Origin of the sequence: Gangjinia marincola, assembly GCF_039523415.1 — a bacterium.
GTDB classification, from domain to species: domain Bacteria; phylum Bacteroidota; class Bacteroidia; order Flavobacteriales; family Flavobacteriaceae; genus Gangjinia; species Gangjinia marincola.
The window spans coordinates 321,610-335,315 of record NZ_BAAAFG010000002.1; the positions used below are offsets into that span (position 1 = coordinate 321,610).

The 13,706-nt window shown below is 38.5% G+C and carries 11 protein-coding genes; 2 read left to right on the forward strand and 9 right to left on the reverse strand.

What is annotated here, in order from left to right:
- Positions 1 to 36: 36 nt before the first annotated feature.
- The 7 genes from groL to miaB all read right to left on the reverse strand — a co-directional run bounded on the left by groL (position 37) and on the right by miaB (position 6,681).
- Positions 37 to 1,668 (reverse strand): chaperonin GroEL, encoded by a 1,632-nt coding sequence (gene groL / locus ABD000_RS03025; RefSeq protein WP_343763639.1) that lies wholly within the window; start codon positions 1,666 to 1,668, stop codon positions 37 to 39.
- 106 nt (positions 1,669 to 1,774) lie between these two features.
- The gene (locus ABD000_RS03030) at positions 1,775 to 2,050 is read right to left on the reverse strand and encodes a co-chaperone GroES (RefSeq protein WP_343763642.1); all 276 of its coding nucleotides are present in this window, start codon (positions 2,048 to 2,050) and stop codon (positions 1,775 to 1,777) included.
- A gap of 148 nt (positions 2,051 to 2,198) precedes the next feature.
- Entirely contained in the window at positions 2,199 to 2,561 is a 363-nt protein-coding gene (gene secG, locus ABD000_RS03035) for a preprotein translocase subunit SecG (RefSeq protein WP_343763645.1), read from the reverse strand.
- A 1-nt stretch (position 2,562) separates the two neighbouring features.
- Positions 2,563 to 3,426 (reverse strand): hypothetical protein, encoded by an 864-nt coding sequence (locus ABD000_RS03040; RefSeq protein ID WP_343763647.1) that lies wholly within the window; start codon positions 3,424 to 3,426, stop codon positions 2,563 to 2,565.
- On the reverse strand, positions 3,427 to 3,933 hold the full coding sequence (locus ABD000_RS03045; protein WP_343763649.1) for an LptE family protein: 507 nt from the start codon (positions 3,931 to 3,933) through the stop codon (positions 3,427 to 3,429).
- 9 nt (positions 3,934 to 3,942) lie between these two features.
- Positions 3,943 to 5,202: a sigma-54 interaction domain-containing protein gene (locus ABD000_RS03050; protein ID WP_343763652.1), complete on the reverse strand. Its 1,260-nt coding sequence runs from the start codon at positions 5,200 to 5,202 to the stop codon at positions 3,943 to 3,945.
- A 6-nt stretch (positions 5,203 to 5,208) separates the two neighbouring features.
- A complete protein-coding gene (gene miaB / locus ABD000_RS03055; protein WP_343763654.1) occupies positions 5,209 to 6,681 on the reverse strand; it encodes a tRNA (N6-isopentenyl adenosine(37)-C2)-methylthiotransferase MiaB in 1,473 nt (490 codons plus the stop codon).
- Positions 6,682 to 6,838: 157 nt separating this feature from the next.
- On the opposite strand from miaB, the gene ABD000_RS03060 reads away from it, so the two are divergent.
- On the forward strand, positions 6,839 to 7,762 hold the full coding sequence (locus tag ABD000_RS03060) for a NifU family protein (RefSeq protein WP_343763656.1): 924 nt from the start codon (positions 6,839 to 6,841) through the stop codon (positions 7,760 to 7,762).
- On the opposite strand, the gene ABD000_RS03065 is transcribed toward ABD000_RS03060, so the two are convergent.
- Positions 7,763 to 10,879 (reverse strand): choice-of-anchor L domain-containing protein, encoded by a 3,117-nt coding sequence (locus tag ABD000_RS03065; RefSeq protein ID WP_343763659.1) that lies wholly within the window; start codon positions 10,877 to 10,879, stop codon positions 7,763 to 7,765.
- Between the two features lie 142 nt (positions 10,880 to 11,021).
- A complete protein-coding gene (locus ABD000_RS03070; RefSeq protein WP_343763661.1) occupies positions 11,022 to 13,286 on the reverse strand; it encodes an inorganic phosphate transporter in 2,265 nt (754 codons plus the stop codon).
- 155 nt (positions 13,287 to 13,441) lie between these two features.
- Here ABD000_RS03070 and ABD000_RS03075 point away from each other — a divergent pair, with 155 nt between their 5' ends.
- Positions 13,442 to 13,642: a dodecin family protein gene (locus ABD000_RS03075; protein ID WP_343763663.1), complete on the forward strand. Its 201-nt coding sequence runs from the start codon at positions 13,442 to 13,444 to the stop codon at positions 13,640 to 13,642.
- The last annotated feature ends 64 nt before the right edge of the window (positions 13,643 to 13,706 follow it).

A 13,706-nucleotide genomic window follows, 5' to 3' on the forward strand; every position in this document is an offset into this window, starting at 1 on the left:
TCATGCTGCTAAAATTCCCGATTTCGCAGGAATATTCTACATCATGCCCGGCATACCGCCGCCGCCCATAGGTGGCATAGCTGGTGCATCTTCTTTGATATCTACTAACGCACACTCTGTGGTCAATATCATACCAGCTACTGATGCGGCATTTTCTAAGGCGATTCTGGTTACCTTTTTAGGATCAATGATACCTTCTTTAAGCATATCTACATAGGCTTCGCTCTTCGCATCATATCCATAATCTCCTTTTCCTTCTAGAACTTTATTGATCACAACAGATCCTTCTCCACCGGCGTTTTCAACAATCGTTCTTAATGGAGATTCAATCGCACGATTTACGATTTGGATTCCTGTTTCTTCATCTGCATTTTCACCTTTCACTTTGCTTAAGGCTGCTTTTGCACGTACAAAGGCTACTCCACCACCGGCTACAATTCCTTCTTCAACCGCTGCACGTGTTGCATGCAACGCATCATCTACACGGTCTTTTTTCTCCTTCATTTCAACCTCACTGGCTGCACCTACATAAAGTACGGCTACCCCGCCGGCTAATTTTGCCAAACGCTCTTGAAGTTTTTCTCTGTCGTAATCACTCGTAGTGCTTTCAATTTGAGACTTGATCTGATTTACTCGGTTAGAGATCATATCCTTCTCACCAGCACCGTTAACTACGGTTGTATTGTCCTTATCAATAGTAACCTTTTCGGCAGTACCTAATTGCTCAATAGTCGCATTTTCCATGGTGTACCCTCGCTCTTCAGAGATTACGGTTCCACCAGTAAGGATCGCGATGTCTTCTAACATGGCTTTACGACGATCTCCAAAGCCTGGTGCTTTTACTGCTGCGATTTTCAAGGCTCCTCTCAATTTGTTTACTACTAAAGTTGCCAGTGCTTCACCGTCTACATCTTCAGCAATAATTAATAAAGGCTTTCCTGTTTGCGCGACCGGCTCAAGAACAGGTAGTAAATCCTTCATCGTAGAGATTTTTTTGTCTACCAGTAAAATATATGGATTCTCTAACTCTGTGGTCATCTTCTCACTGTTGGTAACGAAGTAAGGAGATAAATATCCGCGGTCAAACTGCATTCCTTCTACTACATCATTGTAGGTTTCAGTTCCTTTTGCTTCTTCTACCGTGATTACTCCTTCTTTTCCTACTTTGCCAAAAGCTTCGGCAATGAGTTCACCGATCACCTGATCGTTATTGGCAGAAATAGAAGCTACTTGTTTGATTTTTTCAGAAGAGCTACCTACTTCTTTTGTTTGTTTTTCAAGGTCTTTAGTAATTGCTTCAACAGCTTTGTCGATTCCGCGTTTTAAATCCATTGGATTAGCGCCGGCAGCTACGTTTTTTAATCCTTCTTTTACGATTGCTTGCGCCAATACGGTAGCAGTAGTCGTACCATCACCGGCGAGATCATTGGTTTTAGAAGCTACTTCTTTTACCATTTGAGCTCCCATGTTTTCTAATTCATCTTCAAGCTCAATTTCTTTGGCTACACTTACTCCGTCTTTGGTTACTGTTGGGGCACCAAAGGATTTCCCAATAATTACATTACGTCCTTTAGGACCTAAGGTTACTTTTACTGCATTTGCCAATGCATCCACACCGCGTTTAATTCCGTCACGTGCTTCTATGTCAAACTTTATATCTTTTGCCATTTCTATTTAATTTTTAATGGGTGAACGTTTCCGCGAAAGCGAAATACGTATTTATTTTTGTTGATTGATTATATATAATGGGATTCCCGCCTACGCAGGAATGACATTATACGATTGCGAAGATGTCATCTTCTTTCATGATAAGGTAGTCCTTACCTTCTAACTTTAATTCTGTCCCGGCGTATTTACCATATAATACAGTATCACCTTCTTTAACGGTCATGTCATGGTCTTTTTTACCGGCACCTACTGCGACCACAGTTCCTTGCTGGGGTTTTTCTTTTGCAGTATCTGGAATGTAAATTCCTGAAGCAGTTTTAGTCTCAGCAGCCTGTGGTTCTACCACCACGCGATCTGCCAACGGTTTAATGTTTAAAGCCATAATTCTATATCTTTTTTTTAGTTAAATTAATTGCTGCTAGCCTAATTTCGAAAACTGTGCCATCCCTTTGAACATGACATATTGAAACAAAAAATGCCAGCTTGTCATAAGCCGGCATTTGATCTGTATCTTAATTGTATAATTTCCCTTAGTTGGCAGGAGTTTCTTCGGTTGAAGAATCATTTTGATCTGCAGCAGGAGTTGCCTCTGGAATGGTATTTTCAATCGGTTGTGGCGCATCTTCATCCAATACTCTGGACTCTGTTACCCCTTCACCACCCATAATGGATACGTTAGATAAAAGGATAAGTACCAATAGTAATGTTGCGAGTGTCCAGGTAGATTTATCTAAAAAGTCTGTTGTTTTTTGTACTCCACCAAGCTGCTGACCACCACCTCCACCAAAAGATGATGAAAGACCACCGCCTTTAGGGTTTTGTACCATAATTACTACAACCAGCAAAAATGCTACAATAATAATCAATCCTAAAAAAATGCTGAAAGTTCCCATGCTATGCTTTATTCTTCTTTAACTGTTCTATTTCCCGAATTCGGTCTGCAAAGAAACCACTTTTTTCGGGATTTTTCAAACCTAAAATTTTGTACGCCTGGATGGCTTTTTTGTAATTATTTTGCTCTAAGTAAACCCGCGCTAAGGTCTCTGTCATTAAGGACTCGGCCGGTAATACACGATCTTCTGCAATGTTAACCAGCAGACTTTGTTTTTGAGGTTTGATCTTAGGTTTTTTCTCAATAAAGGCATCGATCAAATCAAATTTACTCTCTGTTTTCGTCTGCTTTTCTTCAGGTAGATCTAAATCATCTTTAGCCTGTTGATCCTCATGAGAACGATCAATGGGTTCTGCTTTAGTAAGTGTAAGCCATTCTGAAAATGAAAATTCTTCATCAGGATTAAATTCCAATGGAGCACCAATGTCAATGTTATCCTTTTTATGAACGAATTCTTTTCGTTCAAAGAGTGCAGGATTAAGCACTTGTTCAGATTCAATTGATCGCATTTTAACCGCATCATCTACATCCATCGTTTTACTCGCACTAATATCTTCATATTCATTTACGCGAATGTTCTCTAAAAATTTCTCCTGAGAGGAGATATGATCTGATATATCGTGTTGCGTAAAATTAGGCGAAGTGATATACTCAAATAAGATACTACGGTCAATGGTGTGAGCAGCCGCAATTTTTAAAGCTTTATTGTAGGAAAAACTACGTTTATGCTTGAGTCCTTTGAGGTGTAAGGCTCTTGCTGCCTGAAAATATGGATACTCATCAATCAACGCATCTAGATGATTCGTCTGTGATGGTGAGATAGGTGTACTATCCTTTAAAAGTGCTATGAATTCTGTTTTATTCACCTACCAATTTGCTAAGGATTCGTTGAAAATATCTTGCGTAATTCTTGTAAAGACTTCATCTAATGCCTCATCAAGAGTGGCGCCGATTAATTGTTGGTTGGCAGGAAAATCAAAATAAAAAGAAAAGCTCTTTTCAAAATCACTCGTATCATCTAACCGATTAAAGAAGCGGCAATTTACAGCGACCGTCAATCTGTTTTGCGCTGCTGTGTTATCTGCCGTTGCAGAAATTGGCGAAATGTAATACCGCGTGATTTCTCCTTCATAAATTAAATCCCCATTTTGGTTGGTCAAAGCAAGATTAGTTTGTTGCAAAATTAAATCTTGTAGCCGGTTTGTAAATTGTTGGTCTATTCCCGGTTCTATGATCGCCGCTGTATTTTGAAAGAAATTAACCTGAAAATTTTCGGCATTACCCGTATTTGCCCCTGTAAATGAATAAATACCACAAGAATTTGATAATGAAGCAACTATGACAAACAAGACAATATATAAGAATCGTTTCATACCTATAGATTACTTTAAATCGTATTGTTTTATTTTTCTATATAGCGTTCGCTCACTTATACCAAGCTCATCTGCTGCAAGCTTGCGTTTACCACGATGACGCTCCAGGGATTTTTTGATGAGTTCAATCTCTTTATCTTGTAAGGATAAAGGTTCTTCTTCTTGAATTTCTTCCGCGAAAGCGTACTTATCTTCTTTAGGGGTCACCGTGCTATTTTCTGGAATATGAAGAATTCTTGCCTTTTCTTCCAGCTCTTCCTCAAACATTTCGATCTCCTCATCATCGCCGTAAATCTTATTGATCAAGCCCTGATTCTCATCTTTGACTTTTTCTGAATCGTTATGCTGGAGCAACTCTAAGGTAAGTTTTTTGAGATCATTGAGATCTCCTTTCATGTCGAAAAGCACTTTGTACAGTATTTCGCGCTCATTACTAAAATCTCCTTCTTTTTTATCTGAAGAGACAACAGCAGGTAATTGGCTTGTCCGGTCCGGGAGGTATTCACGTAGTATGTTAGCGTCAATCGTACGCTTTTGTTCAATGACCGAAATTTGCTCTGCTATATTTCTCAACTGCCGAATGTTACCAGGCCAGCGGTGACTTTGCAACAGTCGCACGGCATCATCTTCTAACCGTATGGTAGGCATCTTATACTTGAGTGCAAAATCTGAAGCAAACTTGCGAAATAACAAATGGATGTCTTCATCGCGATCTCGTAGCGGAGGTAAATTAATATCTACCGTACTCAATCGATAAAACAAATCCTCCCTAAATTTTTCTTTTTTGATCGCATCAAACATATTTACATTAGTCGCCGCGACAATCCTAACATTGGTTTTTTGAACCTTGCTGGAACCTACTTTTATAAACTCTCCATTTTCAAGTACTCGAAGCAGTCTCACCTGCGTGGTTAGAGGTAGCTCCCCTACTTCATCTAAAAATATGGTTCCGCCATCAGCCTCTTCAAAATATCCGCTTCGAGTAGCTGTAGCCCCGGTGAAAGCACCTTTTTCATGACCGAATAATTCGCTATCAATCGTACCCTCTGGGATGGCTCCACAATTCACTGCAATGTATTTGGCATGCTTACGGTGGGATAAAGCATGAATAATACGCGGAATACTCTCTTTACCTACTCCGCTTTCTCCTGTGACTAATACCGAAATATCTGTGGGTGCAACTTGAATTGCTTTTTCTATCGCACGATTTAAAGCGGGATCATTACCAATAATCCCAAAACGTTGTTTTGTGGCTTGTACTGATTCCATAAATGGTTAACTTGTAATGAGAGTTGCAGGTTCATAACCTTTAGCATAGCTCACTGCTTCACCTAATAATGTACTTTTTGTAGCGTCTGTGATTTTAACCATCACAAATTCGCCAATTTGATAGTACTCTTTTGGGAAAACAGCTACCGTGTTTTGCGTAGTTCTTCCGCTCCAATGCGCATCAGACTTTTTAGAAGATTTTTCAATGAGAATTTCTACCGTTTTTCCAATAAATTTATGCGTATTGTACTTACTATGCTCTAGCTGTAGGTCAATAATTTCTTGTAAGCGCCTTTTTTTGACTTCATGGGGCACATCATCTTCCATCTTACGTGCAGCCATCGTACCTGGACGTTCTGAATAAGCAAACATAAACCCAAAGTCATATTTCACATACTTCATGAGACTTAGCGTGTCCTTATGATCCTCTTCTGTTTCAGTTGGGAAGCCGATGATCATATCTTGTGAAATACCACAATCAGGAATTCGCTTTCTAATCTCATCAATGAGGGTCATATACTCTTCACGGGTATGTTGGCGGTTCATTTCGTTTAAAATACGATCGCTACCACTTTGTACAGGCAAATGAATATAGTTACAGATATTCTTATGTTTAACCATTACATCAATCACATCCAGGGTCATATCCTGCGGATTTGAGGTGGAAAATCGAATGCGCATACGTGGATGAGCCTTCGCTACCTTATCTAATAGGTCTGCAAAGTTCGTTGCGGTTGCTTTTTGAAGATCAGATGCTTTCTCAAAATCTTTCTTGAGTCCGCCGCCATACCACAAATAACTATCTACATTTTGACCCAGTAACGTGATTTCTTTGAATCCGCGCTGTTCCAGATCATTGACTTCTTCTAAGATGCTTTGGGGATCTCTACTGCGTTCTCTACCACGAGTGAAGGGAACTACACAAAAAGTACACATGTTATCACAGCCACGGGTAATGGAGACAAAGGCTGAAACTCCATTACTTTGTAATCGTACGGGAGATACATCCCCGTAAGTTTCTTCTTTAGACAAAATTACGTTGACCGCCTGTTGGCCGGCATCAACCTCTTCAATTAGGTTTGGTAAATCTTTGTAGGCATCTGGCCCCACGACAAGATCAACCATTTTTTCCTCTTCTAAAAATTTGCTCTTAAGACGTTCTGCCATGCAACCCAGTACGCCTATTCTCATACCCGGATTGACTTTGCGTTTTACCGCATTATATTTCTCAAGACGTTTTCTAACGGTTAGTTCAGCTTTTTCTCTAATAGAGCAGGTATTTACTAAAACTAGATCTGCTTCTTCTAAATTTTGGGTAGTATTAAAGCCATCTTTTTCAAGAATTGACGCTACAATTTCACTGTCATTAAAGTTCATTTGGCAACCGTAACTTTCAATAAACAGCTTGCGCGTATTTTGATTGTTGGATGCTAACTCAAGTGCACTTCCCTGGATGCTCTCGTCAATTACTTTCTCCATAAATCTATACTCATTTTAATCGACAAAGATACTTGATATTCACCCAATGACAAAATGACAGAATTTATATTTCTTCTTCTAGTACAGGCATAGAATTATTTTATTGCATTAGGTAGTTATAGCGCAAAGGTTCTCTTATTTTTGTAAAAAAATAATCATGAGCGACTTTACGGTTGAAGCAAAAGAAACCAATCATTCTTCTATCTATAAATTTGAAGCAAATCAATTTTTGACCAAGCATGTCAACTACGAGTTTGCTAACATTGACGAAGCAAAAAACAGCCCGTTGGCACAGCAGCTATTTTACCTCCCTTTTGTTAAAAAAGTATATATAGCCGAAAATTTTGTCGCCATTGAAAAATACGATATTGTAACTTGGGATGATGTCAAGGAAGAAGTACGTGATCAAATTCAAGACTATCTCAATCAAGGTGGTGAGGTTGTGAACGATGAAAAAACACCCAAGAAAATCCCGGTTACGGTCTACGCCGAAAGTACGCCCAACCCTTCAACCATGAAGTTTGTAACCAATAAAAAAATTGTGTTGCAATCGGTTGAATTTAGGAATATTGATGAAGCAAAACACGCACCATTAGCACAGGAATTATTTCATTTCCCGTTTATCAAATCGGTGTTTTTAGATGAAAATTATATTTCTATCACCAAATATGATGTAGCTGAGTGGAATGATATTACTATTGAGATTAGAACATTCATCAAATCGTTTATTGAAGAAGGAAAAACGATTTTAGATGAAAATCATGTAAATCCTCAGCAAACTCTGGCTCAACCCACTGAGGAAGGTTCACCATTTGAAGGTAAATCCATTGAAGAGTACGATGACGTTTCTAAAAAGATCATTGCTATTCTAGATGAGTACATCAAACCGGCTGTGGCTAGTGACGGTGGAAATATTCTATTTAAATCGTATGAGTCTGAAACAAAAAAAGTCAATGTAATTCTACAGGGAGCATGCAGCGGTTGTCCTTCATCTACAATAACATTAAAAAACGGTATTGAGCAAATGCTTAAAGAAATGCTCCACGGCCATGTAGAGACCGTGGAAGCAATTAACGGGTAATTACTCTTTGATCAGCTTTCTTACAATTCTTCCGTTAGTTGTTTTTATAAGGATAAAGTACGTAGCAGGAGATAGCATAGAGACATCTAACGATGTATTTACACCGGTACGTTTTAGTAACTCCTTTCCTGTTATGTCGTAAATCGTAATTTGCTCTAACGTCAAATTTTGGAGATTACTAATTTGTAGTGCATCTTTCACAGGATTAGGGTAGATCGTAAGTTCGTTTATTTCATTAGCGGCATCGTCAATTCCTAAAACGTTTTGAACTGTCAATACAAAAGCACACTCTTGCGTATTACTGGCGTCATCCTCTACTGTTATCACTATTTGATAGTCTCCTGGAGATAAGATTGTTCCCGGTGCAGGATCTTGGGAAACAAAGTTCACAGGATCGGCACAGTTATCTGCTCCTTGTACTTCCCCATTGGCAAAGTAGTCCGGCAACACGAACTCCCCGTTATCATCTGACACCACAATAGTTTCTAGTGGGCATGATGTGATCACAGGAGCCTGCATATCAACTGAAACATTAAAACTGTTAATTACATCTGGAGCAAGAAAATTAACACACCCTGTATCTGTATCTTCTAACCTTATGAAAATGGTTTGTGGGTTTACTGTATTTTCAAAATCTGATGCGTTTATTATTGGATCATTTCCATTAGCCGCGTCATCTAAAGATAGGTGGTAGGTTAAAACTACGTTTGCCTGCCCATTAATAATTTCGATATCATTTTGAGTCAAATCAAAAGATGAGATTCCGCCGGTTCCTTCACATGAAAATAAGTCATAGGTGCCGGAAGCAGGCACTCCTACTTCTGGACTGGAGATCGTTTCCAATTCATAAGGACGAACTACAAAACAGCCTGTGATATCATCGGTTACTCGTACGAATAAAGTTTGTTGATTAGGAACCGTATTTGTAAAATTAACTGCTGTGTTTATTTCATTCGCTAAACCTTCTGCATCAGTTTCAGTTAAATGAAAGGTGATGGATAATAAGGGATCAGACGAGATTAAAGCGATTTGCGAGTTAAGATTAAATAATGATGAAAAACCGTCATTATCATCATCACACTCCTGATAAGGAGGGAAAGTTGCTGCAACATTAGGTAAGTCTTCGACCTCAAGCACAAGTGTGGTCACCTCTGTGCACCCATTTAAACCTGTAATACGTGCCACAACAGTTTGAGGGTTTGATGTATTCTCAAAATCAGTAGGATTAGCTATTGGTTCATTATTTATTTCATCTGCAAAAGACTCAAACCATATTAGAGATGCTGTAGGATTAGTTTGTAATATTTCTGCATCTTTTTCTGTTAAATCAAATGTTTCTGTGTCATCACCATCTTCATCACATGCGACAAAGGGAGTAGGCTGAATAAATGTAGGAGGAGATAAACTCGTTATATCAAACGTTACTATTCTTGCGCATCCTAATGTATCATTTACATCTGCGACTCGAACAAAGATAGGAATCGGATCTCCTGTATTTTGAAAAACGATTAAATCTTCGGGGCTGTCAATAGCATTTACATCATCATCTGCGTCATCAAAACTAAAATAATAAGAAACAATATAGTCTGCAGGATTTAAATTTTCAAAAAGATCTGCTTCAACTAATGTAAGGTCAAAGGTGGCTGATATATTGTCACTGCATGATTCTAAATTAGAAGGATTTGATACTGGTGGTACTCCAACTGCAGTCAAATCAAGTTCAAATATTTCGAAACAATTACTATTATTATCGTCTACGCGTGCAAAAATAGTTTGGACATTAGGTGTCGTATTTTGATAAGGTAAATCTGTGATAGGATTAGTTTCATTTTCTGCATCGTCTAAATCTTCATAATAGACCACCGTCAAATCAGGATTACCTCCTGTTATCTCATCGTCCTTATCCGTTAGATTAAATTGGGTTATACCTGTATTATTAGAGTCACACTCAGATAACGGGCTGGGTGCAAAAAAGTCTGGAGATCCTGTAAACTCTACTGTAATATCATCTACTAAAACACAGCCTGATGTAATTTCTACTTCGACTTGATAGGTTCCTGCTTGTGTGACATCTAAGGTAGGATTTGTTGCTCCGGGTATGACTTCAAATAGCCCGGTATCTGGATTTAGTACAGACCAGATAAAGTCACCCGTGGTATTTAAGTTTGGATTAAGGGTGATCACATCTCCTTCACAAACCGCGTTGCCATCTGCTGTAATAAAATCATCTGGTAAAGCGACTCCGGTTTGAAAACTTCCTGCCTGGAAAAAAACAGCTGAATCCAATACCGTATCCCCACGATCTGCAACAACTAATTTAATAGTGTACTGCTGACCGGGAATAACATCTGCACGGGCTGTTAAAATTTCAGTATACCCGTCATATTGAACAACATTTTGATTATTAGCTCCGGAATTACTCACATACAAATCTGGAAAATAATTCACTCCCAGCTGTTCATCGCCACATAAAAATGTATCTGCATGAATTGTGGCAGTACTTACAGGAACATTATTAGAACCGGGTATCGCAGCAATATTAGTTCCGCCAAAAGGTGTTCCTGAATCATCTGGTAAGCCTGGTCCTTTGAGTAAAAAAGCAAATCCATCCCTAACGGCATCGGCACACTCAAAATCAGCTTCGTACTCCTCTGATGCAAATACGTAGTTAAATGAGACTTCACACCCAATGGGTACAAAGGTAAATTCCCAAAAGGTAGCATCATTCGTGGGCACCGTTGTACCGTATTGATTATCCAAAACCGCTTGAATATCAGCGTCTCCTGCCCAGCCTGAGCCAGATGCTCCAGAATCATTGTTGGGTCCTTCAGCTGTGTTTGCAAAACCACTTGATAAAATAAGCCCTTGTCCAAATGGAAAATCTCCTCCAGGGTTTAAGAATACTCCCCAGCTACGTTGATTAGGCGATGTATTAGTGTTTCCTTGAAAGCCCTCTACAATAACATCTCCATTTCCTGCACTGGTTAGAAAGAGAACCTCTTCAATCAATTGCTCAACAGTAAAATCTGTACGTGGATCAAAAGGCTCATTCACTAAGATAGATTGAGCGTTAATGACAGAGGTAAGTATGAATACTACAAACGTAATTTTTTTCATATGATCTATTTTTTGTGAAGGTCAGTGGAAAAGAGAATATTAAAAGTAACAAAAAAGTCTGATACTTAAGAAGTTATTTTAACTCAATCCATTCAAATACTATAAAAATAGACCCCTAACGCGAAAAAGTACAGAAATAAACTTAAAACTGGCGCTGTGCATCCTCATAAAACTCCTTGAATAACTCCAGTAAATTCATCGCTGATGAAATTAAGTCTTTTGTTTCCAGTAATATTCCAAAATATAACTTAGTGTTTTTTGGACTTGTCTCAGAAGTTCTAATACGATCAATTTGTTTTTGAATTAAAGCAGAAACATGATCAAGGATTTCCTGTTTTTCAGCAATAATCTTAGCAATATCCCTAAAGCGATGTTCATCAAATGTAACTTTAATGTCACTAAAGAATGTTTGAAGTTGATTATCAATAGACTTTAAGTCCCTAATCTGGTTAAATTTTAGGTTTTTATGATTATTGTTTACGTGCTTATAACTATTGCGAACTATGTATCCAATTGACTGGGTCATATCCTGCAAATAGTCTAACGTAAGAATATAAAATTTACTTGCCGCGACAGAATTCTCTTCCAGGGAACGTATATAGTAAAAAACATTATCTTTAAGTTCATCCACTTGTTCATCAAGAGCATCTACACTTTTGTTCACTTTCTTCAAACGTGTCAAGTCGTGATACCCCAAACCATCAACAGCTTTAGTATACCTTGAATTGATCCCTTCAATAACAGAAGAAATATTCTTAGAAGTCTCAATGGTAATTTCATTGATGGTAATCAAGTCCTGGCGATTGTATCTTTTCTTACTTCTGGATTCTCTGGCTTCCTTAGCATGACTCACCGCACTTCGTATAATTAATCCTGCAGCAATAATCAATAAGGCGGTTATTGCCCAGATACCTCCCAATGAGATGACTAATGCAAAAATACCGGCTGCAGTAAAGGCCACCAATGCCGTTACAAACCAACCTCCTACTACATTTACCACTCCGGCAACTCTGTAAACCGCACTATCCCGATCCCACGCACGATCAGCCAACGAAGTTCCCATCGCCACCATAAACGTGACATAGGTAGTTGAAAGCGGAAGCTTGAGATTGGTGCCAATTGAAATTAAGATACTAGCGACCACTAAATTGACTGATGCACGCACCATGTCAAAAGCCGGAGCATCAATTTTCCTAGATTCATTGAGGAACGCAGAATTATCAAAGCGTTTATCAACTTTGTTCAACACTTTGTTTGGAATCGCCGTTGAAACAGCATTACCCAGTAATACTGAATATCGCACAATAGCCCTGGAGATAAAGTTAGGTTGGAATTTTTCTTCGCCTTCACCCTGTCGCGATAAATCCACCCCGGTATCAACCACAGAGCGTGCCTTACTAGAGAACCATAAAGTTACCACCATGATCGCCCCGGCAAGGATGAGTAAAAATTCAGGGGTTTGCACACTACCTGATAGTCCTTCCATAGAAAAAGCAGAAGGTAGCACTCCCGTTGTTTGGTAGGCAGATTCCCACAAACCATAGGATTGCCATGCGGCAATCGGCACCCCAATAAAGTTGACTAAATCATTTCCTGCAAATGCTAATGCCAACGCAAAAGTCCCTACGACAATAATCGTTTTAAGGATATTAACCTTAAATACAGACATCAAAACCTGCGAGAGAATGGTCCAAAAACCAAAGCTAATGAGAATGACAAGCCAGGTATTTTCGGTAACGCTGTTTTTTACTTCTAAAGGGATAAACTCAATCGACTTGAGACCCTTGATAAGAATAAAGTACGTAATAGAAGTCATTGAGATCCCGCCGAATATAGCTCCTATGTATTTGATCTTTTTTTCATACTGAAACGTGAACACAAGCCTGGTGATATATTGTATTAAAACACCCACCGTAAAAGCGATGAGCACTGCGAGAAAAATACCTATGATAATATCCGAAGCCGTTTCAGAGTTAATGTATTCCAACAAAATAGAATAATCACCAGACCCTCTGTAAATCTTAAGCAACGCAACGCTTACCGCTGCTCCCAATAATTCAAATACAATAGATACTGTAGTAGAAGTGGGTAACCCCAATGAGTTGAAAAAATCTAACAGCAAAACATCGGTAATCATAACTGACATAAAAATGATCATGATCTCATCAAAATAAAACTGACCGGGAACAAAGATTCCTTTACGGACAACCTCCATTAGTCCACTTGAAAAAATGGCTCCTACAGCGACTCCCAGACTCGCTACGATCATAATGGTTCTCATTGAGACTGCCTTAGATCCTATCGCAGAATTTAAAAAGTTAACCGCATCATTACTTACACCAACAACTAAATCTGTCACCGCCAATGCAAACAAAGCGATTAACATGATTAAATAAATATTCTCCATTCAGGTAAATTTCTTCGAATTTGCAAAAATCATTTAATTTTTAAGAATAATTGGCGAGTAAATGTTACTAAACCATTAATAAATATCCTTAACGTTTTCTTACCAGATTACTACTCATTGATTTTGTATTTTGTTAAAAACTAAAATAACATATTATGTCTGTATTAAAAGTAATAGAAATTTTATCAAATTCTGAAACAAGCTGGGAAGACGCCACAAAAAAAGGCGTTCGTAAAGCTGCAAAATCCCTTAAAAATATTAAATCTGCCTATGTCAATGAAATGTCTACTGTTGTAAAAGACAATGAAGTCACAGAATTTAGAGTGAACTTAAAAGTCACCTTTGAAATTGATTAAGCATTAATATTTATTATGTAGTTAGAACGCTTCAGTTGCTCTGGGGCGTTTTTTATTTCTGCTT